General features: G+C 43.3%; 16 protein-coding genes. 11 read left to right on the top strand and 5 right to left on the bottom strand.

Features of this window, described 5'->3' with window-relative positions:
• The first annotated feature begins 1 nt into the window (after position 1).
• The 4 genes from V7K48_RS28415 (at position 2) to V7K48_RS28400 (ending at position 11014) form a co-directional block, all read left to right on the top strand.
• Positions 2–532, top strand: a complete 531-nt coding sequence (locus V7K48_RS28415; protein WP_334977853.1) for a chemotaxis protein CheW — start codon at positions 2–4, stop codon at positions 530–532.
• Between the two features lie 14 nt (positions 533–546).
• Positions 547–3483 carry a methyl-accepting chemotaxis protein gene (locus V7K48_RS28410; RefSeq protein ID WP_335077599.1) on the top strand — a complete coding sequence of 979 codons (2937 nt, stop codon included), beginning with the start codon at positions 547–549 and terminating at the stop codon, positions 3481–3483.
• 189 nt (positions 3484–3672) lie between these two features.
• Positions 3673–9528 carry a hybrid sensor histidine kinase/response regulator gene (locus tag V7K48_RS28405; protein ID WP_335077597.1) on the top strand — a complete coding sequence of 1952 codons (5856 nt, stop codon included), beginning with the start codon at positions 3673–3675 and terminating at the stop codon, positions 9526–9528.
• A gap of 1141 nt (positions 9529–10669) precedes the next feature.
• Positions 10670–11014, top strand: a complete 345-nt coding sequence (locus tag V7K48_RS28400; protein ID WP_069074034.1) for a DUF1815 family protein — start codon at positions 10670–10672, stop codon at positions 11012–11014.
• Between the two features lie 480 nt (positions 11015–11494).
• Here the strand turns inward: V7K48_RS28400 and V7K48_RS28395 are convergent, their stop codons facing one another.
• Positions 11495–13564 (bottom strand): CHAT domain-containing protein, encoded by a 2070-nt coding sequence (locus V7K48_RS28395; RefSeq protein WP_335077595.1) that lies wholly within the window; start codon positions 13562–13564, stop codon positions 11495–11497.
• 117 nt (positions 13565–13681) lie between these two features.
• Between V7K48_RS28395 and V7K48_RS28390 the strand changes: the two genes are divergently transcribed.
• Positions 13682–14182 carry an acyl-CoA thioesterase gene (locus V7K48_RS28390; RefSeq protein WP_334723506.1) on the top strand — a complete coding sequence of 167 codons (501 nt, stop codon included), beginning with the start codon at positions 13682–13684 and terminating at the stop codon, positions 14180–14182.
• Positions 14183–14376: 194 nt separating this feature from the next.
• Here V7K48_RS28390 and V7K48_RS28385 read toward each other — a convergent pair whose 3' ends face one another.
• Positions 14377–14574 (bottom strand): hypothetical protein, encoded by a 198-nt coding sequence (locus V7K48_RS28385; RefSeq protein WP_335077593.1) that lies wholly within the window; start codon positions 14572–14574, stop codon positions 14377–14379.
• 273 nt (positions 14575–14847) lie between these two features.
• Here V7K48_RS28385 and V7K48_RS28380 point away from each other — a divergent pair, with 273 nt between their 5' ends.
• The 4 genes from V7K48_RS28380 (at position 14848) to V7K48_RS28365 (ending at position 16171) form a co-directional block, all read left to right on the top strand.
• The gene (locus V7K48_RS28380) at positions 14848–15000 is read left to right on the top strand and encodes a hypothetical protein (RefSeq protein WP_335077591.1); all 153 of its coding nucleotides are present in this window, start codon (positions 14848–14850) and stop codon (positions 14998–15000) included.
• Positions 14997–15230: a hypothetical protein gene (locus tag V7K48_RS28375; protein WP_335077589.1), complete on the top strand. Its 234-nt coding sequence runs from the start codon at positions 14997–14999 to the stop codon at positions 15228–15230. Before V7K48_RS28380 ends, V7K48_RS28375 begins: the two co-directional genes overlap by 4 nt.
• A 51-nt stretch (positions 15231–15281) precedes the next feature.
• The gene (locus V7K48_RS28370) at positions 15282–15806 is read left to right on the top strand and encodes a J domain-containing protein (protein ID WP_335077623.1); all 525 of its coding nucleotides are present in this window, start codon (positions 15282–15284) and stop codon (positions 15804–15806) included.
• Positions 15807–15898: 92 nt separating this feature from the next.
• Positions 15899–16171 carry a DUF3143 domain-containing protein gene (locus tag V7K48_RS28365; RefSeq protein ID WP_334973186.1) on the top strand — a complete coding sequence of 91 codons (273 nt, stop codon included), beginning with the start codon at positions 15899–15901 and terminating at the stop codon, positions 16169–16171.
• 196 nt (positions 16172–16367) lie between these two features.
• Here V7K48_RS28365 and V7K48_RS28360 read toward each other — a convergent pair whose 3' ends face one another.
• The 3 genes from V7K48_RS28360 to lysA form a co-directional block, all read right to left on the bottom strand.
• Positions 16368–17117, bottom strand: coding sequence for an isoprenyl transferase (locus V7K48_RS28360; protein WP_335077587.1), 750 nt, complete (start codon positions 17115–17117; stop codon positions 16368–16370).
• Complete coding sequence (gene cdaA, locus V7K48_RS28355) at positions 17114–18037, bottom strand: diadenylate cyclase CdaA (RefSeq protein ID WP_335077584.1); 924 nt, start codon at positions 18035–18037, stop codon at positions 17114–17116. Before cdaA ends, V7K48_RS28360 begins: the two co-directional genes overlap by 4 nt.
• 373 nt (positions 18038–18410) lie before the next feature.
• Complete coding sequence (gene lysA / locus V7K48_RS28350) at positions 18411–19808, bottom strand: diaminopimelate decarboxylase (protein ID WP_335077582.1); 1398 nt, start codon at positions 19806–19808, stop codon at positions 18411–18413.
• Between the two features lie 92 nt (positions 19809–19900).
• On the opposite strand from lysA, the gene rimI reads away from it, so the two are divergent.
• Both rimI and V7K48_RS28340 read left to right on the top strand, forming a co-directional pair.
• Complete coding sequence (gene rimI, locus V7K48_RS28345; protein WP_335077580.1) at positions 19901–20452, top strand: ribosomal protein S18-alanine N-acetyltransferase; 552 nt, start codon at positions 19901–19903, stop codon at positions 20450–20452.
• Between the two features lie 626 nt (positions 20453–21078).
• Entirely contained in the window at positions 21079–23547 is a 2469-nt protein-coding gene (locus V7K48_RS28340) for an ATP-dependent Clp protease ATP-binding subunit (RefSeq protein WP_334814118.1), read from the top strand.
• Positions 23548–23643 lie beyond the last annotated feature (96 nt).

The following is a 23643-nucleotide window of genomic DNA, read 5'->3' as shown; positions in this document are numbered from 1 at the left end:
TATGGTCAGCAAACCGGACTTTTTAAGTGGCAGTGGTCAAGACCATTTCCGACCTGAATTACAAGTAGAAAGTCCTGAAGGTGAGTTACATTTGAGGTTTTACATTCCCTCGCATCAGGAGTTTGCACTACAAGCAACTGGCATTCGGGAGGTAATTGAACTAAGTCCTGATAGAATCACCCCGATTCCTAATGCTTCTCCTTTACTTTTGGGTACTCTAAATTTACGAGGTCGAGTTATTTGGGTGGCTGATTTGGGTCAATTTCTTGGGGAAGCAAGTGCATTAAATACGGATAGAGCTGAAATTCCGGTAATTGCCATTGAAGAGCAAGACACAATAGTGGGTTTAGCAGTCGAGGAAATCGGTGGTATGGACTGGCTGGATGTCCAGAATCTCATGCCACCAACTAATGTTCCAGATACTATGGCTCCCTTTTTACGTGGAGAGTGGTTATTACGTGCTAAAAATAACCAGTGTCTACGACTGCTCGATCAAATGGCAATTTTACGGAGTGCACGGTGGGCAGGATGAAATTGGAGGAGGAAATGGCAGCAAGTATTGATAATTACGAGCCAACATATCAACAGGCGATGACCGCCTATGTTCAAAGGAATTATGAGGTTGCCGCCACTTTAGTTGACCAAGTGGTGCAAAATTTACCAAATGATCCCAACTCCCATTTGTTACGGGGTCACATTTACTATGTTTTGCAGCAGTACGATGTAGCAAAAGAAGAATATCAACAGGTCTTACGCTTGACTAAAGATCAAGAAATTATTGATTTTGCCAATAATGGAATTGAGAATATCAATCAATATTTACAGTCATTCAGTGGGCAGATTGATACATCAGGAAGTCAAAAGCAAATAAATTCCCCAGAAATGTCTGATCCACTGGCATATAGCGAACAAGAATTAGAAGATTTGGGCGCTAGTGAGGAGTTTGACAGTAAGAATCTTGATTTTAACTTTTTTGGAGAGGATGAAGAAACTCTGAATGGCAGTAAAGATATATCTTCAAAAAGTCCATTTGACATACCCACAGAAGACAGTATTGGAGCGGTAAAAATCTCAGATTCTTCTATAGCTTTTGGTGACGACCCTTTTGCCTTCAATGAAGAATTACAGGGACAAGAGTCAAATAGCAACTGGGAGGAGAAAACAGAATTAGAGTTGCCTGCTTTTTGGCAGGAAGATATGTCAGAAGATAGTCTGGAAGAATCATTAGTAAATAGTCAATTCTCAGATAATGGGATAAATCTTGATCGCAAAACTTCAGCTATTGACAATAATAACTCTTCATCTTCTAATTCCCAAACTAGTAATAGCGAGAATGATTTCCTTGATTTGTTGAGTGAGCCAAAGTCTCCAGAGCTTAAGACCGAAAATTTAGAACATAAAAAATCTAATTTGGGAGACGAAACGTTACTGATTGTTGAAGAAGAACTTAGAAACAGTTCCTCAACAAAAAACTTGGAATACAAAAATCAAGATAATTTACCTGAAACCGAAGCACATGAGTGGTTGAAGTCAAAATATTTGGGAGAAAAGGAAGATTTTCAGCCGGATTTATCTGATGAATCTTCATCTTTTAGCAGCAATCTCCCTTTGGAAGAAAAGCAGTTTAAATCAGGAGAACTCAACGGTAAAAATAGCTTTGATGATGATGAAAATTTTGATATGGAAGCATTTGAGTCTGCCTTTGGCTCAGAAGGGTTAAGTTCTTATGAAGACTCAAAGAATATACTGAATGAAGAAAATTCTAAGAGCAATATCGAGTTTTTAGATGACTTTGAGGAATTTGACGATTTAGGCAACATTCCAGGGTTTGACCTGATCGAAGGAGATTCTAGCTTTGGTAATCCAGCAATGCATTCTGCTCCAGCGGAAACTAGTGGCAGTGGACGCCCTGAAAGCGCGGAGGCTTTTTTAAGTAATGCAGCTGATCGCGAAGAGGAACTATTCTCGATGACTGGTTCCCATGAAGCAGTTCCAGTCTTTAGCCAAACAGATGTCTCCAAGCAAGAACCCAACGTCAGCATCGAGCAAGGATGGTTAGCACCATTAGAGAATGCCTCCATCGAAAGGAAACAATGGTTAATTGCTGGAAGTGTAGGCATTGTCTCAGCGCTGGTTGTAGCCATAGTTAGCTTTGTCGCCACCACGTTTTCGCCAGCCCAACAACGAGAATCAGTACGAAACACAGGTTGGGCAATGTCACTAGCATCTGGGATTGCAGGTTTTGCTACCGCAGGCTTCATGGGGAATCTTGCGCTCAAACAAATTCGGCGCACAACCAATGATCTCCAAACTCAGTTTGAGGCTGTACGCCAAGGAAATCTGAATGCTCAAGCCACAGTGTTTTCCGAAGATGAATTGGGGCATTTATCCACTGGCTTTAATGAAATGGCGCGGGTAATTTTCACGACGACAAGTGAAGCCCAACGGAAAGCTGATGAACAAGAGGAAGCCAAAGAAAACCTGCAACGCCAGGTGATTCGGCTCTTGGATGATGTGGAAGGAGCTGCTAGAGGAGATTTAACAGTCCAAGCTGAAGTGACAGCCGACGTACTGGGAGCCGTAGCTGACGCCTTTAACCTGACAATTCAAAACCTGCGGGATATTGTCCAACAGGTAAAAGTAGCAGCCAAGGATGTGACAAAAGGTGCAACCAACTCCGAAACCTTTGCTAGAGCCTTATCTGGTGATGCTTTGCGGCAAGCAGAAGAGTTGGCAGTGACGCTAAATTCTGTACAGGTAATGACCGACTCGATTCAGCGGGTAGCAGAGGCAGCGCGGGAAGCTGAAACCGTCGCCCGTGATGCTAGTACGATCGCTCTCAAAGGTGGAGAAGCAGTAGAAAATACTGTGGCGGGGATTTTAGAAATTCGGGAAACCGTTGCTGAAACCACTCGCAAAGTGAAGCGGTTGGCGGAATCTTCCCAAGAAATTTCTAAAATTGTGGCGTTGATTTCCCAAATTGCTTCCAGAACAAACTTGTTAGCACTCAATGCTAGTATTGAGGCGGCAAGAGCGGGAGAAGCTGGACGCGGGTTTGCGATCGTCGCAGATGAAGTGCGCCAGCTAGCAGATAAATCAGCTAAATCCCTGAAGGAAATTGAACAAATCGTGATGCAAATCCAAAGCGAAACAGGCTCTGTAATGACTGCAATGGAAGAAGGCACACAACAAGTAATTAAAGGGACAAAATTGGCAGAAGAAGCCAAGCGATCGCTGGAAAACATTATTCAAGTAGCGAATCGCATCGATATTCTTGTGCGCTCCATTACCAGCGACACTGTGGAACAAACTGAAACCTCCCGTGCCGTCGCTCATGTAATGCAATCAGTAGAACTCACCGCCCAAGAAACTTCCCAGGAAGCACAGCGAGTTTCAGGTGCCCTACAACACTTAGTAGGTGTATCCCGTGACTTGATCGCCTCCGTTGAACGTTTCCGAGTGGAAACTATGGAAACCAGGTAAAAAAGTTAGGAGTTAGGAGTGAGGAGTTAGAAATAAAAATCACAACTCACAACTTGAAAAAAAGTTAGGAGTTAAGAATGAGAAGTTAGAAATAAAAATTACAACTCATAACTCATAACTCATAATTCATAACTCATAACTCATAACTCATAGCTCATAACTCATAACTCACAACTCATAACTTTTGCTATGCTGCCGGAACAACAACAGCGGATTTTGGGTTACTTTATCGAAGAAGCCAGGGATCACCTGAATACCATTGAGCAGGGGTTGCTGAATTTAGAGGGGACTCTGAACGACCCGGAAATGATCAGTGAAGTCTTCCGGGCAGCTCACTCCATCAAAGGAGGAGCGGCGATGCTTGGATTGACTAGCATCCAGCATACCTCCCACCGTCTGGAAGATTGTTTCAAAGTTCTCAAAGATCATCCGGTTCAGATTGACCAAAAGTTAGAGTCTTTATTTCTTGGTGTATCTGATACCCTTAAATCCCTGTTAGAGCATTTGAGTGGGCCATTCGGTCTTTCCGAAGATGCAGCTAATACTTTAATGTCAGAAACTGAGCCAGTCTTTCAATGGCTGTATCAGCATCTGGAACTACTTGTAGAACAAGGAAAAAGTGGAGTAGCCAGCAGTCCTTCGGCAACAGAACTACACACAACTTCTGTAGAGAATGTCTCTACACTTACAGAACTTTTCCTGCAGCGAGATATTCCCAGTTTGGCAGAAGACACCCATCAAGAATCTCCAGAAATATCTCTCTCTGTAGCACCCCAGGAGGTGCGAGACGCTCTCTACCAGACGCAACCCGTAGCTAGCGCAGCCCAAGGTAGAGAAGAGACTGGGCGATCGCCAGTCACCGCTAAAGAAAATAATAATTGGGGCGAATTTCAAGCCCAGGTGCTGCAAAGACTGCGGGAAATGTTGCAACTATTTAAGCAAACCCCAACACCCTCAACGCGACAAAATCTTCAGCAATGCTGTTACCAGTTAGTCAAACTTGGTGAGACTTGGAATTTGTCCAAGTGGTGTGGTTTGTGTCAAGCAGCAGCCAGTGCGATCGGCAATCCTGAAAATACTTATCTGACTTTAGCTAAAATTGTCATTACTGAAATCAAGCAAGCTCAAGAATTAGTCCTGCAAGGTAGGGAAGCCGAAATTGCAATTAGTCAGCAACTAGAAGCACTTTTGAGCTTTGCAGAAATTGAGTTATTAGAAATTACCCCTGATTTGTTTGATGAACAGTCTGTGGCCTTGACAGAATCATCAACTGCCTCTGAGCCAATTGTATCTGGTGATACCGAGCCGTTAGTCATAACTAACCTAGTCCAGACAACTGAGGAACTGAATCTAGACGAGGATACTAGCGTTCACCCCTACCTTCAATTCCAAGGGACACTACTAAACGCTGCAACTCACACTAGTCTTACTTTCACCGCACATGAGGAAGCACATCCAATCAGTGGCAATCTTGACCCCAATGGGCCAGAGGTAGGAATAGCTGAGTTAAATACCCTTGCCGATTTATTTGAAGGTGAGACTCCCGAACTAGATGAAAGCTGGCATCAAGAAGAAACCTTAGATATTGTTGCCACTGATGACTTTGGAATTGATTTGGGCAGCACTGACGCTGCTGATGGTGATTTATCCGATTTACTCTCCTTTGATGAAGACACAAGCAACGAGCAGTACCCAACAACCACAGCCACAACAGAAGATTTATCCCTGTTATTTGGCGACAACTTCCTAGAAAATGAGAATTCAGAACCGCAAAATCAACAAACATCTGCTACAACTGTAGAGTTGAGTGATATCAACGTACTTGATCTAAATTTAGACTTTTATTCTCCAGAAAATTTACAAGAATTTACTGAAATTCCTCGTGATCCAAACCAACCTCCTGGGGAGATTGTCCAAAATAGTGTTAATAAAAACGATGTGGTTGAAGATTTATTGACACTGGCACTAGAAGATGATGATACAGAACTATTGCTTACAGGCGAAGTGACTCAACCAGAAACTGAGGCGTTCGCCAGTGTGGAACTATCTACTAACCAACAAAATAGTTTTGATAACTTATTCTTAGAAACTAGAAATGCAAATTGGGTAGAAGAAATTACCCCTAGTGACTACATAGAATTACCCCAACAAACAGGCTTGTCTATGGACAGCCTGTTTGCTGAAATGGAAGAACAGACACTACTCCCTACAAGTGAGCCAGAAATCGGTGATTTATTTGATACATCTTCAGCAACAGCACCTGAGTTTTCTGAATCAGAAAATGATCTAAGCAACTTCTGGAGCCAGGAAACCACAGAGGAACTGGACGAATTTGATTCCTTAATTGAACAGAATGTGGAAAGGGCGTTAGATGAGAGTTTGTTTACTGCGGCGACTGATGACATTTTTGCCAACAGTAAGCAGTCCATACCTTCTCCTATAGCCAGTTTTGACATCGAAGAAGATTTTGATCTCAATTTCCAGCACCAAGAGCAGCTAGATTTGATATCCTCATCAGATTCTGGAGATGATTTGTTTGATGAGTTAGCACCAAGTAACTCAACTATTCCCCCTGTAATCAACGATGCCTCCACGCCGGAAACGCCGTTGTTTGCGAAGCATTCAGGGGAAGAAATTCTCAGGCGATCACAACAACTAGAAGCTTTAGATTTTGTTCCAGAATTTACTAATCAGCCTCCAGAGATATCTGCTGTTGATCTAGAACTTGATTCATTCAGTTCTTTCGATGAAAACCCGCAACTATTGTTTGAAGATGTAGCGATAGATGACTCCACCTATATTCAGATGAACACCACAGATAATACTGTGGATGAACAAGAAGCTAGAGAGTCTACTTTAGATATCAGTTTTGGGGAAACTTCAGATTTAGTATCACCCCAAGTACAGCCAGGTGATTTGTTCAGTTCTTTCAATGAAAATCCGCAACTGCTGTTTGAAGATGTAGCGACAGATGACTCCACCTATATTCAGATGGACACCACAGATAATACTGTGGATGAACAAGAAGCTAGAGAGTCTACTTTAAATATTAGCTTTGGGGAAACTTCAGATTCAGCATCACCCCAAGTACAGCCAGGTGATTTGTTCGGCTCTTTCGATGAAAATCTGCAACTGCTGTTTGAGGATGTAGCGACAGATGACTCCACTTATATTCAGATGGACACTACAGATGATGCTGTGGATGAACAAGAAGCTAGAGAGTCTACTTTAAATATCAGCTCTGGGGAAACTTCAGATTTAGTATCACCCCAAATACAGCCAGGTGATTTGTTTGACTCTTTCGATGAAAATCTACAACTGCTGTTTGAGGATGTAGCGACAGATGACTCCACTTATATTCAGATGGACACCACAGATAATACTGTGGATGAACAAGAAGCTACAGAAACTTCAGCTTTACCCCAGACAAGCCCAAAAGTTTTAGATACTGAGGGGAACAATAACTTAGAAACTGCCTTTGAGTTCCCAGAAAACACAGATTCTGAAGGTATAGAACTGGGTTTTGTGAATGATTTATTGTTTACAGAAACTGCTCTGCCAGAAGCAGCAAACCAGGAAGAATTAGGAGAAAAAGCGGCAAAAACTGACTCACAAGCTGTCAATTATTTAACACAAACGATTATTCAGGAAGATGTAGAAACCGATTTGTCGGATCTAAGAGAGACATTTGAACCTGTACCAGTGTCAGAGGCAGAAGATGCTATTGTTGCCTCAACTGAAGAATTGGCAACGACAGAAACCGTTGAAGAAGTTGCTTCAGAAGATGAATTTGCAGACTTGGCAGCATTACTAGGAGAAGAAGTAGCACCCATCCCCAAAGCTACGTCAATACCAGAAGTAGATTTTGCTGCCCTGGAAGAATTGCTAGGTACAGATAACGATCGCGATGTCGACGACGGGCTACACCAACACCAGCCCTTGAACATTCAACCAGTCTTGGCTAAAAATGCCATTCCATCACCAGCCATAAAAGATGAATTTGGTGACTTGGAAAAGTTACTGGCAGAAGCAGATCAAACAATATCCCATTCACCAGTAGTAAAATATAACACCAATAAAACTCCCCGCCCCTCTACTCGTCGCGCTGCAAGATTTGAAGAAACGATGAAGGTTCCAGTTAAACAACTGGACGATATGAGTAATTTAGTTGGGGAGTTGGTGGTAAATCGTAATACCTTAGAGCAAGATCATGAACGGCTGCGGCAGTCATTAGATAACTTGCTAATTCAGGTACAACAACTCTCGGATGTGGGCGCAAGGATGCAGGAGTTGTACGAGCGATCGCTACTAGAAGCCTCTCTGTTAGCTGGACGCAAAAAGAAAGACTCCGGCTTCCAAGCGCCTGATTCCAATGCCGATAGGGGTTTTAGCGAGTTAGAAATGGATCGCTTTACTCCCTTCCATACACTCTCCCAGCAGATGATTGAGCGGATTGTGCGAGTGCGTGAGTCGGCTAGTGACATTGATTTTGTAACCGAAGAAACCGAGCGAGTAGCAAGGCAATTCCGCCAAGTAACCACCCAGCTACAAGAGGGATTAACTAGAGCGCGAATGGTGCATTTTGCCCAAACTATTGATCGCTGGCGGCGAGGAGTGCGCGACAACGCCATTAAATGTGGCAAACAAGTAGAGTTGGTGATTGAAGGTGGCGATACCTTAATTGACAAGATGATTTTGGATCATCTTACCGATCCGTTAACTCATATGCTAAATAATGCGATCGCTCACGGTATTGAAACGCCAGAAGAACGACAGGCTGCTGGTAAACCACCCGTGGGAATCATTACTATTCGTGCCTTCCACCAAGGCAACCAAACGATCATTTCTGTAGGCGATGATGGTGCAGGCATCGATTCAGCAAAGGTTAAGGCTAAGGCGGTGAAGATTGGCATGATTACACAAGCGCAGGCAAAAGCCATGTCTCGCCTGGAAGTCTACGATTTGCTGTTCCAGTCTGGTTTTACGATGAAAGACCAAGCAGATGAAATTTCTGGTCGTGGTGTAGGTATGGACGTAGTGCGCGCCGAGATTAGCGAAATTCGGGGGACAGTGAATACCGATTCTGCGATCGGCAAGGGAACCACCTTCACCATTCGTTTACCACTAACTCTGAGTATTTGTAAAGCTCTCTGCTGCGTCTCTGATCGAGCTAGAATTGCCTTCCCGATGGATGGTGTAGAAGATACGCTCGATATACCATTGAAAAATATTCAGCACGATGCCAATGGGCAATCATTTATTTCCTGGCGGGATACGGTGCTGCCATTCCGACCCCTGAAGGAACTTTTAACCTTCAATCGCCAAATCAGTCGGGGTAATGTCTATGGCGGCACCAGAGATGATGATATGGTTTCTGTGGTTGTAGTGCGATCGGCAAATACCCTGATTGCTCTACAGATTGACCTGGTATTGAGCGAACAAGAAATTGTAATTAAGCAATTTGAAGGGCCAGCGCCTAAACCCATTGGTGTAGCTGGTGCTACGGTACTGGGTGATGGTCGGATTATGCCTATTGCTGATGTGCTGGAAATAATTGATATCTTCCAAGGACGGATTTCTACAGAAATTGATGGCAATTCTTGGCAACAGAAAGCTACTCCCCCAGATACCTCTCCTGTGAAGATTGACCCGACAGTGCTGATCGTCGATGACTCAATTACAGTTAGAGAATTGCTATCCCTGACATTTAACAAAGCAGGTTATCGCGTAGAACAGGCGCGTGACGGCCAGGAAGCTTGGGATAAACTCCGCTCTGGTCTGCCTTGTGATATTGTATTTTGCGACATTGAAATGCCCCGCTGCGATGGTCTGGAGTTACTCTCTCGCATCCAGAAAGACCCTAACCTCAACCACCTACCAATCGCTATGCTCACCTCGCGGGGTGCTGACAAGCACAGACAAATTGCTGCTCAACTCGGTGCTAGTGGCTACTTTACTAAGCCCTATCTCGAAGAAGCTCTACTTGAAGCTGCGGCGCGGATGTTGAAAGGCGAAAAACTTGTTAGTACTACAAGTAATATTTAGTAAGTAAGTAATAAGAGACTTTGACAGGTTTACTGCCAAGGTCTTTTATTTAAACGAGGTAAAAATTAAAATTAGGACTAGCCTTTTCCAGGTGACTTATAAAATAAGATTGTTTTTCTCAGCGTTCTCTGTGCCTGGAGCGGTTTAAAAGTAATTTATTTCACCGCAGAGGCACAGAGAAGCCAGTGCGCCCTTCTCCCTTGGCGTTAGCCTCTCCCTTTGGGAGAAGGGGAGACGCCAAGGGCGATAGCGCAGCGGTAGCGAGCCTGCAAGCGTCTGCGGTTAAGAGACTTGTACCCCTCCGGGGAAGCAAGCTACGCTCTTAGCGTTCCTGTAAGGTAGCAACTGGCGTGATACAGAGATCAGAGGTTAAAGAAGAATTATATGGACTAAAATTTCCACCCACCTTGAAAGGGCTAGTCTTAAAAATATAGCAACTGCCAAGCTGTACTAGTGATAAATAAAAAATAATTACTCAGTAATGGCAACATTGCTCTCCTGAGTTTAGGTATTGTCAGTATTGAGTTTATCGATTGTGGGTTCTACATTCAAACTTATGTATTAATTACGTAAAGTTTGTGTAAAGCAGTAAAATTAACCTGCTTTTAGTACTGAATATAAAATTTGCACTCTCATCTGCTCAACTTTATCTATACAGGAGGAGGAAATTTGCTATACCTGTATAATTTATCTATACCAAAATCTACGTTAGAAAGAGAATAGATCAAACATCTAAGCAAAAGACACCATAACGATGCAAAACTACGTTAGAGCCTCTACTTACAGTGGATTTGCCAGCACATGGTCAATTAAAACACAATATGTAGCTTTTCTATAGTTGACTAGTGGTAGATTTAAGTTACTCTTAAAGCGGATCGCTTTCTGTAAGAATCTACCCTGACAGAAATGTATGAAGATATAGTTAAATTTAGCAATTCTGTCCGAGATTTTTAATTTGCAAACTGAATAGTTTGATACGGTGTTCAAAACCCCGATCTACTACCCTAAACAAGGTAGTCAATTAACGACTCAATATCATTTGTCTGGTAATTGTAATGAATAGTCTACAATACCAGTGGATGAGAAAATCTAAAGAAAATATAAAAGAGACTCAAATGACTGTGGTGTCTGGAGGACAAAAGTGTTTCTGAGACTAGCACATCAACATCGACAATTCGTCCAAGACTTGGTAATGAACCTGCAAGCCTTGGCGGTTGTATTAGAACGACGTGGGTATCCTGCGTCTTGTTACACCTGTGGCGACCAAATGAATAGTGCTTCGTTTATGGTTAGCTTGGGTGATAACCATCTGATTCGATTTTTAGTGTCCGATTACGGGATTACTTGGACGGAAATGCGGGATGACCGCGAATTAATGAAGCTAGAAGGTGCGGAGGCAATTAGCCAACTAGACGAACTGGCTAATCTTGTCAAGCAATCTATGCAAACTGATACAGGCTCTAAAACTCTTGCCAAGAAGTATTAAGGTTTTAAAGGTCGATCGCTTTCTTAGAAATTGATTATCGATAATTGGTAATGATGGCTTAGTTGGCGATCGCTCTTACCTGTTTCATTACCATTAAGTGATTGGCTCGTCGCTAGCCTATCACATATTTTTTTGTATCTGCCAAAATCTCACAAGCCGGATTTTGAGCCTTTTGCTGGAAGGTGTTAAAACACACCAAAGTCAGAGGTTGAATAGTTGGGCACTTCTCTTTGCCCAAAATATCATCAAAACGCGAAAACTTCTCTACGTAGACGCTCTTGCTAGCTCACTTCCCCGTAGGAGTACGTTAAGCTTTGCTAACACAGTTTTCCTTAGGGCTATGTAATCAGTAATGGAATATCACAGCTATCGAAATCGCGGATATTAGGCGTTACTAAGGTCAGCTAGTGAATCTGGGCGGTAGTAACTATCATTGTATCTGCTTGACTGTGTGTTTTCCCTAATTATGAATTTTTACACTTAAAATCCATTACCAATCAAAATAAAAGGTGCCCAATAGTACGGATGACTAAAGTCACTAACTGCTGCTACGGGTACATTATGACTTATTGCCTTCCAGTCTCCAGTGATTAATGAGATTTGAGCTTGTCGTAGAGCTTGAGTTTTAGTCAACTTATCAGTGGAAAGTAGAGCATAAAAAGCACTCATGAGTGCTTGTGTACCACCATCATCCACAGACCACAACGAGGCGATGGCGGCTCTAGCGCCAGTTTGTTGCATCTGATAGCCAAAGCCCAAAATTTCCTCACCATTACCCAACTTACCTCCCAAGCCGGTTTCACAGGCGCTCAACACTACCAAATCGACATGGGGGAGTGACCAAGTGGCGACATTTCTAAAGTTAACGCGATCGCCATTCCCGAATAAAATAAACGAATCTTCTGGTTTACCCACCACAAAGGCTGCATGAGTCGCTAAATGGACAATTGTATAATCATCCATTTGGGGTACAGTGACTTTGGGGCTAAAGGCATCGTCTAAAAGCTTCGTAGTTTCAGGAACCACAGCTGCTAAACTTTCTACTTCCTGCGTTGCAAAGGGCAAACCAGCGAAAGCAACCTGCCGATTACCAACTTTGATTTGATAATTCCCTTTAGTAAAAGCACCAGCTAAAACCCGCAAAGTAGATTGTTGTGGGGTATTTAAGTTAGTCAGACTGGCAGATGTAATGTGACTCACATTGAAGCGCTGTACTAGCCATTGTTTGCCATCATATAAAGCAGTTAAAGGAATGTAACGTAACTGGTCATCTGGAGCGTAAATCAGAGTTTGTGTACCTGATAGCTTCAGGTCTTTTTCTATCGGTTTAATTAGCCAGTCATACAATTGGTGTGCAGGTGCTTTGATATTTCGACTGGGATTGATTAAAGCTTGGCGGAAAGCAGCAATTGTCTGATGAAGGGTTTCGCGTTTTACAGCAACGGTGCGATGAATTGGTGGAGAATCAGCAGTTACTAGTACCAATTCCAAGCTATCTTTTAAAATCAGTGGGTAGAGTAGTGCAGATTTTTGCGGTAATCGCGCCAAATTATCCCGAAGTTCGTTGAGATTCTCCAAATCCAAATTTTGCCGCCTGGCTGTGCGGCTAATTTGCTCTACCTGTGCTTTCACTGAAGGACTATTGATAAATTCGTTAAATTTATCTAGGAGTTGCTGTTGATTTAAGACTAATTGCTCGATCCGTTGTTTCTGTTCGAGTGATCGCTGTTCAGGCTTAATTTTACGTAGTGTTGTCAGTTGTTTACCCAACACAACAGCATTATCCACGCTTTGATCCCACTTAGCATGAATTGGTTTTTCTGTTGCCGCTATATTAATACCTTTGACAGTACGTTGATTACCTGGCACATTCTGGAGATATTCCTCTAGTTCTTCAACTTTGAGTAAATCCATTGTCCTTTGTGCTTCAGCAACACGTTCCTGTTTGAGCAATCGTCCACTCAAAATGCGATATGTCTGACTAACAGTTATGCTATAAGCATCTGGTTGTGGCGCACTCAGTGCTGATGGATTCAAGCGAGCTTTCTCACGATTAATCAAGCAATGCTTATAGAAAAAAATTGCTAACTCTGGTTGGTTTTGGATATCAAACAAGTAACCTATGTTACTGTATGTTTTGCCAAGTCGAACGAGATCCCCAAGTTCTTTGTTAATTAATAGGGCTTGCTGATAATATTGAAGTGCTTCAGGATACTTTTCTTGACTTTGGTAAATTCTGCCGATGTTGTTGAATGTTACCGCTTCCCAAGAGCGCTCTCCAAGTTCTCTGCTGATGGCTAATGCTTTTTGTAATCTCTGCAACGCTTCTTTCGATTGACCTTGCCGAGATTCTTTGATAGCCTCTTCGTTGAGCCTTGCAATTTCTGAGAGTTGATTATTCTGGGATAAAGCTTGAGCTCTTTCTCCGAAATCATACCTCAACTTTGCATTTGTGCTTACCTGGTTATTATCTGGGTACGCCATCCCAAAACCTAGTAAACTAAGTAGAGTCAAAGTAACAACATTAACATACCAAAGATTAGGCTGCATAACAGAACACTCCCCATATTCGGAAGTGTAAATATTAAATCAACAAGTCCGGCAACGCAATTAATTTTTATGCTATTCAATGATTTGGAAAATTTATAGGTGCTTAGAAAATCGAAGATGTCAGAAGAAAAGCCCAGCCAACCAAAACTACCACCAACCAGCGCCCTTGACAATCCATCAAGTCATGAATTTGGGAATTGGTTTGAATATCCTATCAGAGTGCAACCCCACCACACCGATTATGCCGGTCTTGTCTGGCACGGTTCCTATATAGCTTGGATGGAAGAAGCGCGGATTGAATGCTTGCGATCTATAGGGATTGAATTTGTTGATTTAGTCGCTATAGGCTGCGATTTACTAGTTGTAGAACTGTCGGTGCGCTATCACCGTTCAATTCAATTGGGTATGGCAGTGGTGGTAAAAACGCGCATGGCTGAAGTGACTGGTGTCCGCATCAATTGGGATTATGCCATTGTCTCAACTGATGGACAACAATTGTACGTCACTGCCAAGGTGACTTTAGTAGCTTTAGATCGCGAAAGAGGCAAAATTATGCGTCAGTTGCCGCCGAGTTTTAAGGATGCGTTGGCTAAGATTTCAGCATTGAATAATAATTGACCAACAAAGGTTATGTGTGAATCCGTTTTGATTTCGAGAACTGAGTTGGCTTAGAAGGCAATAGGCAAAGGGAAAGAAGGCTCTTTGAGTTGTAGCTAGTTTGGCAAAAATCGAATACGAATTTTATAGACGAAAATTTTGTCTAGTCATTTTTTTCGATTCAGCTTTGTTAATAAAGGTGAATTTTTAATTTTTTACTTGCCGCTTTGGATCTGCGAGAGAGTTTGAGCAAACTGTGTTATGTGATGCCAAATATCTTGCGGAGTAATCCCAAAACTGATGTTTAATAAAACAAGGATTGCCGCAATAGTTAATGCACTACTCACGGTTGCTTTCAGCAACTTCCATAATATTATGAAGACAATCCAAGCTACAATCAGTGTAGCAATCATAATATATTAAATAAGCTAAGATTTTTTGTGTAACTGTGCCAATGTAATCTTAGCTGCAAATGAGACAAAAATTCAGATAATAGGCAACTTATTTGGCAATTTGGCAGAATTCCTGAAAATATTTTTTCTGGATATTTTTGTATCAATAATCACAAGATATCAGAGTTATATTTATTTACAAGTCATCGACTATTACCTGTGGGCTGTGCAGCGATGCTATTAACGCGACGATGACCAGTTTTTTTGCCCCTTGCCAATAAATATAGACTGATTATGGATTTGGACGATAAGCGCAATAAAGTTTATGGAGAGTGGTATGGCGATCGCAATTCATTAATTCTGGAAAAGCTAAAGGGGCTAGTACTGCAAGGCGGAAGTCACTCATTCAAAAGTCAAAAGTCAAAAGTCAAAAGTATTAGGGAATGAGCTTTTTAGGGTTTTTAAATGGTTGGCTCTATTTACGCCGTGTTGTACTAGGTCTAAGTAGAATTACTACTCAGACACACGGCATCAAGCCGACGTTCGCCCCTTTAAATACTATTGTACAGTATATAAATCCAACCATTCAAGTCCTCACTGGTCAAAGGCTTGGGCATGATGCCAGAATGTCATCAGCCATTTTTTCCTCTGTGGAATGGGCAGGTTTACAATATTAGAAAAAACTTGATTGCAAGGTGACTCAAACAACCGTGAATCACAACGGGGCAATGCCACAAAGCAGTAAACCAACTTATTACTCCCTGCTAGGACTGCATCCGTGGGCATCAGTAATCGACATTCGTCGTGCTTATAGGCAACTGAGCAAACGCTATCATCCTGATACTACAGACTTGCCTACTGCGATCGCCACTCTCAAATTTCAGCAAATCAACGAAGCCTACGCCACCCTAAGCCATCCAGAACGTCGGTTAAGCTACGATTTAAAAATTGGCTATTCCCGCTTTGGAGTGATTCAACCACCCCCTGATTTGAATCATCCCGTCTCGCGTTCCGATGAATTGTCAAAATCAGCTTACCTCGATGCGAGCGATCGCCCCCTCTCATCTGGGGAAATATTTGCTTTATTTATGCTGGTGTTAACATTTGTCGGTTGTCTGCTACTAGCAGTAGCTATCGGCTTAACTCGTGGTGAGACTGCTTTCCAAACGCATTTGCAACAGCCAACTCCATCTGTACAACAGCACATTATCCATGTATCACAACCAATTACCCCTATGGTTATTAAAAATTAAAAAATTTCCTAATCCAAAATCGTTCGACTGAACGAACGCGAATAGCGTTTCTAATAGCTGCGGAAGTCCAAAATCTAAAATCTAAAATTCCTATGCCTCTTCTCCCCTCTGATACCCCCCTATATAATCATCCCCTGCCACAAATTGAACAGTGGCTAAAAGACCAAGGCTGTCAACAAGACGAAACACAGAGGCATTGCTGGCATGTGCAGCGGCCTAGTTGGCAAGCTGAACTATGGCTCGATGTTGAGCAAATCGTAGTGCGATATGTCCAATCTGGAGAAGATGGACAAGATATCCAACGTTCATTCAAGTATTCTCTTAGTCGGGATGATGTAGAACAAGCCGTGTTTTCAGGGCCGTAAGAGGAGTTAGGAGTTAAGAGTTATACTGATTGGCTATGAAGATGCACTTACGATTTATTAACAAACCGCCAAGTACGCTAAGTACGCCAAGGGATAAAGAGTAAGTATTAAATGCAAGTTTAGGGAGAATTGGTATTAGAAGTTAGGAATTATGAGTTTTTATTCCTAACTCCTCATTCCTAACTCCTCACTGATTTTATACTTTCCCAAATCGCCGCTCCCGTTGCTGGTAGGCACATAAGGCGCGGTGAAACTCAGCCCGGTCAAAATCAGGCCAGAGAGCATCGGTGATGTAAATTTCCCCGTAAGCCATTTGCCAAAGAAGGAAATTTGAGAGACGCATTTCTCCACTGGTGCGAATTAACAAATCTGGGTCAGTAATTCCTGCTGTGTACAAGTGGCTCTCAAACACCTGTTGATTAATTTCATCGGGTTGTAGCATACCTTGCTGCACAAGCTTGGCGATCGCCTGACAAGCTTGTAAAATTTCTTGCCGTCCGCCATAATTAGTTGCTACTGAAAACCGGATACCGCGATTATCCTTGGTTTCTTGCATTGAACGGGATATTTCTTGTTGGAGCGATCGTGGTAGGTCTTGTAAATTTCCCACAAACTTAATTTGAACATTCTCTTCGACCATTTCCCGCAGTTCTTGGCGCAAAACTCTTTGAAACAGAGTCATCAAAAAATCCACCTCTTCCTGCGGTCTTTTCCAGTTCTCTGTTGAAAAAGCATAAGCCGTCAGCGCCTGAATTCCCCAATCTTGACAACAGCGAAGTAAATCCTTAAGAGCATCTACTCCTCGCTTATGACCCATAATCCGAGGTAAACCCTGACGTTTAGCCCATCGACCATTGCCATCCATAATCACTGCAACATGCTGGGGCAATAGTTCTTGTTTTAAGTCAGTAGGCAAATCTTGCAGTTTAGTTTGTTGTGCTGTCATTTTTTATCTCGAGAAGCGGTCGATGGTAATCTGAGTAAACGTGAAACCAGTGCTAGTGCCTTCCCACTTATCTGACGAACAAAACTCAACAGACCAGGAGCAACAGCTTCCCTATCGACGGTTGGAGACAAAACAGCCTCTAATGACTCTTTCAGCTTCCTAATCGTCAGCGGTCTATTTAGGGTTCCCCGTTCCGCTAAGGAAATGGAACCGGTTTCTTCAGATACAACAACACAAATGCAATTTTCGACCCGCTCAGTAATTCCCATTGCCGCCCGGTGGCGTGTTCCCAACTGGCGCGAGGCTGTGCGTCCCGAAAGTGGTAAAATTATACCCGATGATACGATCCGCGAACCACGAATTAATGTCGCTCCATCGTGTAACAAAGTTTTCGGCTGAAAAATTGTTTGGATCAGTTCTTTAGAAACCTCCGCATTTAGCTTTACTCCTGGCACAGAAAAATCTCGCTCATCAATTGGCCCTGTGGTTTCCACAATTAGTAAAGCTCCAATGCGGTTTTTTGACAATTCTTTAACAGCCTCAACAATTTCATCAATTACACTATCAGACTTAGGGATTGTCAGACGGTCAGGTTGAAACAGCTGGCGAAATTCGCCACGCCCCAATTGTTCTAAAAACCGTCGAAACTCTGACTGTAGAGCAACTGCCATCGCTACAGCACAACCAATCACTAACTTTTCCAGTACAAAATTTAGCAGAGGTAGTCCTAATTTGTTACTTAGTGCTGAGGCTAGCATTAAGATAATGAATCCCCGCACCATCCATAGTGTTCGGCGCTCACTAATAATAACTAGTATCATGTACGTCAGCGCCAGCACTAACACAATATCCAGAGTCCCAAGCAGCAAGGACTGTGACCACCCCAGGTTTGTCAGCCATTGCTTCCACCAATCTCTCATGACATCTGGATTACACTTTTGCCTCTAATTAGATTAGTCATTAGTCATTAGTCATTTGTAATTAGTTCCTGGCTAATGAATGTCACTTGCTTTAACTCTCTTGACCAGAGCAAGGCAGTGGCTTCTAATGACCCTTAAGGGTGACGCTGGTTCGCCCTTGGCGTCTCTATGCCACTTGCTCTACTTGGGGAAACCCCAGACGCTCGATGACTCGCTACCGCTTCTCTACGAGACGCTACGCGAATGCTATGCGCGGCATTGTCTCCCCCTTCTCCCAAAGGGAGAGGCTAGCGCCAAGGGAGAAGACTTGCTAACGCTAGTCACTTGCTCCGGGAAACCCTCCCACAGTGCTAGACTCACCAAGGACAAATGACTATTTCTTTAGTCTTTCTGGTAGGCGATCTTGTCGAATTAAGTCTTGATAAGTTTCACGTTGCAAAATTAAATTTGCTTCACCATTCGCCACTACGACTGCTGCCGGTCGGGGCAAGCGGTTGTAGTTAGATGCCATACTGTAATTGTACGCACCAGTTCCCATAACTACGAGAATATCCCCTGGTTCAGTCTTTGGGAGTAGTGCATTTTTAATCAGAATATCTCCTGATTCACAATGTTTACCAGCAATTGTGACTTTTTGGGTTAAGGGAGAAGACATTTTATTGGCAATGACTGCTCGATAAACTGATTGGTAAGTAATCGGGCGGGGATTGTCAGACATTCCTCCATCAATTGCCACATAAGTACGAATTTCTGGAATGACTTTGGATGAACCGACGGTGTAGGCAGTGACGCAAGCTGTAGCAATTAGCGATCGCCCTGGTTCACTAAGTAATTTCGGTAAAGGCAAATTTTCGGCTATACAAGCTTCTTGGATGACTTTACAAATTGCCTTCACCCATTCTTCAATGCTAGGAGGATCGTCTGATTCTGTATACTTAATCCCTAAACCGCCACCAACATTTAACTCTGTAATATTTAAACCATACTTCGCGGCATCCCGCAGCCACTGCACCATGACAGCGGCCAAATCTTGATGCGGTTGGCGCTCAAAAATTTGGGAACCAATATGAGCGTGTACTCCTACGCAATTAAGGGCAGATTGTTGACTGACAAAAGTAAACACCTCATCTAATTCATTGGGATCAAAGCCAAATTTGCTATCTAAGTGCCCCGTGCGGATGTATTCGTGGGTGTGACACTCAATACCAGGAGTTAGCCGTAGCATGATCCGGATTGGTTGAGCAGGTTGGGCTATTTCAACAAGGGTACGCAACTCATACCAGTTATCCGCCACAATCGTGACACCAGACTTGATCGCTAAAATTAGTTCTTCATGAGATTTATTATTTCCGTGGAGGTAGATTTTATTGGGACTAACACCCGCTTGTAAGGCGGTGTAAAGTTCGCCCCCGGAAACTACATCAATTCCCAGCCCAACAGAAGCGGCGATCGCACAAACTGCTAAACAATTCCAAGCTTTTGAGGCATACAATACTTGAGATTCACCCTTGTAGTATTGCTTGAAAGCATTTCGGTATTGCTGACAAGCCGAACGCAGGGTTTCTTCATCTAAAATATATAAAGGTGAACCAAACTGCTCAACTAGGGTTGTGACATCACACCCACCAATTTCCAGGAGGTCATGATCATGAACTCTGGCAGTCAAGGGTAAAAGTTCTTGATTAGGCGATGGATTTGCGCTGGTGTCGCGCATTTGATGTAAATACTGACTTCCAGAATGTTGAACCCCAGTGGGGTGAGTCGATACCATAACTATAAAAGTTGTCCTTGTTCAAATTAGGGGCTTTGAGTTAGTCTCCTGATTCCCAGTTTACAAAGGGTTTGTAATCTTATTCAATAAATGTGATCTCATTAGACTTAGAAATTAAATTACTGAAAAAAGAGCATCTGAGTGCATTGCTGGAACTGGATCAAGCCTGTTTTGGCGGTTTATGGACAATGGAGGCCTACGGGCGTGAGTTGGACAGTCCTAACAGCGATCTGCTGGGTTTATTTTCCTCTGTCTCTAGTTCGAGACTGCTGGGAATGGGTTGCTTTTGGTCAATTTTAGAAGAAGCCCACATTACAATTTTGGCGGTTCATCCCCAATATCACCGTCAAGGAATGGGTGCAGCTTTACTATATTCACTCATTAAGACAGCTTGCGATCGCAAAATGGAGCGAGCTACCCTCGAAGTGCGAGCTTCCAACTTGGGGGCTATATCTTTATATCAAAAATTTGGCTTCAAAACAGCTGGGCGGCGTCGGCGTTATTACCAAGATAACGATGAGGACGCCCTAATCCTTTGGCTCCCAGATTTACAACACCCGAAATTTCAAGCAACTTTAGACCAGTGGTATTCCATGATCAGCGATCGCCTCGACAAATCCTCTTGGCACTTGCGTTTTAACTAATTACAAATTACATTAGCGAGTCCGCGTACTTCTGCAAAGAAGCAAGCTAGCAAGAGCGTCAGCCCCTTCCCTGCGGGACGCTACGCGAACGGGGAAGTCAAAAGTCAAAAGTAACAACCCCATAAATAAATTTAGGCGATGCACGTTCGCTAGCCGAAGTGGGCTTGTACCTTTTTTTTTCTGGTCATTACGAATTATTTTAAGTAGTTGCGGATTATTAATTTTGGATTATCGGGGTTTGTTATCAGCTTCAGCAAAAAAAATGCAACTTTGCTGCGTCTAATTATATTTAAATATCCTATATTAAATAAACTTAACATAATAAAAAACTATGTTAAAATTTGTGCTTGACATGAAAAAATACATATGTTAAGTATAAGTGTTTGGGATTAAGTCAAGAAACTCCTAATATAAGCAGTCAGCTATTTGTAATAAATCCCAAAAACGCTGGTGAACTAAAGCTCCTCAGTACACTAGCCAGATAAAAGTAGTCAAGAGTTAACAATTAGCCCATCAACCCAAGTCATAGCTTCAGGATGTCTATAATCTGTTATACAGGCATCCAAAAGCTTTGCCTGTGCTAAAATCAGCATACCGGCACGACCGCAGGTGATGGGAAAAATGCCATGTTTGAACGCTTCACAGAAAAAGCCATTAAGGTAATCATGCTGGCCCAAGAAGAGGCCCGCCGTTTAGGTCACAACTTTGTCGGAACCGAACAGATCCTCTTGGGTCTGATTGGGGAAGGCACTGGTGTGGCTGCCAAGGTGCTGAAATCAATGGGCGTCAATCTCAAAGATGCCCGAATCGAAGTTGAAAAAATTATAGGTCGGGGATCAGGCTTTGTTGCCGTGGAAATTCCGTTTACGCCACGGGCAAAGCGAGTTCTAGAACTCTCCTTGGAAGAAGCACGCCAACTGGGGCATAACTACATTGGTACCGAGCATCTGCTGTTGGGCCTAATCCGCGAAGGGGAAGGTGTCGCAGCCAGGGTGCTAGAAAACCTCGGTGTGGATCTATCTAAGGTAAGAACCCAAGTCATCCGCATGTTGGGAGAAACTGCCGAAGTTTCACCAGGCGGTTCATCCGGGCGCACAAAAACCCCGACTCTGGATGAATTTGGCTCAAACCTAACCCAGATGGCAATAGACAATAAGCTCGATCCAGTGGTGGGACGCGCCAAGGAAATTGAGCGGGTGATCCAGATATTGGGTCGCCGAACTAAAAATAACCCAGTGCTGATTGGGGAACCAGGGGTTGGTAAAACAGCGATCGCTGAAGGTTTAGCTTCACGCATTTCCACTAAAGATGTTCCTGACATCCTCGAAGATAAACGCGTCGTCACGCTGGACATTGGTTTGCTCGTAGCAGGAACCAAGTACCGGGGTGAATTTGAAGAACGCTTGAAAAAAATCATGGATGAAATCCGCTCTGCGGGTAATGTCATTCTCGTGATTGATGAGGTACACACCTTAATTGGTGCAGGTGCGGCAGAAGGTGCTATTGACGCAGCAAATATCCTCAAGCCAGCTTTGGCAAGAGGTGAGTTGCAGTGCATCGGAGCTACAACCCTAGATGAATACCGGAAGCACATCGAGCGAGATGCAGCACTAGAGCGGCGTTTCCAACCAGTGATGGTTGGCGAACCTACAGTAGATGAAACAATTGAAATTTTGTATGGTCTGCGCGAACGCTACGAGCAACACCATAAACTGAAAATCTCCGACGAAGCATTGGTGGCAGCGGCGAAATTATCAGACCGTTACATTAGCGATCGCTACCTCCCAGATAAAGCCATCGACTTAGTTGATGAAGCTGGTTCTAGGGTGCGCTTGATTAACTCCCAGCTGCCACCCGCAGCCAAAGAGTTAGACAAGGAGCTGCGTCAGATATTAAAAGAAAAAGATGACGCGGTGCGCTCCCAAGACTTTGACAAAGCTGGGGAATTGCGCGATCGCGAAATGGAAATCAAAGCCGAAATCCGAGCGATCGCTCAAAGCAAGACCAATGCAACTGGCACTGAAGGTGAAGAACCTGTAGTTACAGAAGAAGACATTGCCCACATTGTCGCTTCCTGGACTGGGGTACCGGTGAACAAACTCACCGAATCTGAATCTGAAAAGCTACTGCACATGGAAGACACCTTGCATCAGCGTTTAATCGGTCAGGATGAAGCTGTAAGGGCAGTTTCACGAGCAATTCGTCGCGCTCGTGTCGGTTTGAAAAATCCCAACCGACCCATAGCTAGCTTTGTCTTCTCTGGGCCGACTGGTGTAGGTAAAACCGAGTTGGCAAAATCCTTAGCTGCTTACTTCTTCGGTTCCGAAGAAGCGATGATCCGCTTGGATATGTCGGAATACATGGAGCGTCACACCGTCAGCAAGCTGATTGGTTCCCCTCCAGGTTATGTTGGTTATAACGAAGGTGGTCAGCTGACCGAAGCCGTGCGGCGGCGTCCTTACACCGTGGTGTTGTTCGACGAAATCGAAAAAGCACACCCTGATGTATTCAATATGCTGTTGCAAATTTTGGAAGACGGTCGGTTAACCGATGCCAAAGGTCGCACAGTGGACTTCAAGAACACCTTGCTGATTTTAACTTCCAATATTGGTTCTAAGGTAATTGAAAAAGGCGGTAGCGGTATCGGCTTTGAATTCTCCGAAGATGCCAGCGAGTCAACTTACAACCGGATTCGCTCTTTGGTGAACGAAGAACTCAAGCAGTACTTCCGTCCAGAGTTCCTCAACCGACTCGATGAAATTATCGTCTTCCGTCAGTTGAGCAAGCCTGAAGTGACCCAAATCGCCGAAATTATGCTCAAGGAAGTATTTGGTCGTCTGACTGAAAAGGGTATCACCTTAGAAGTCACAGATCGCTTCAAGGATCGTTTGATCACTGAAGGTTACAGTCCCAGCTACGGCGCAAGGCCATTACGTCGGGCAATTATGCGCCTGTTAGAAGATAGCCTAGCAGAAGAAATTCTGTCTGGTCGTATCAAGGACGGTGATACAGCCCTTGTTGATGTAGATGAAAATGGCGTTGTGCAAGTTAGTTCTCAACAACGCCGGGAATTGTTACCCCAAGGTGTTGAGTAAGATTTAGGGTTTGGGATTTAAGTCTCAAATAGAAAATTAGAAAACGGTAGAGGGTTTATTCCTCTACCGTTTTTTGTTTTCTTTCTTATCGTTTAT

The organism is Nostoc sp., assembly GCF_036919615.1.
GTDB lineage: Bacteria > Cyanobacteriota > Cyanobacteriia > Cyanobacteriales > Nostocaceae > Nostoc.
Note: the sequence above shows the minus strand (reverse complement) of the source record. Positions and strands in the feature narration are given on the sequence as shown.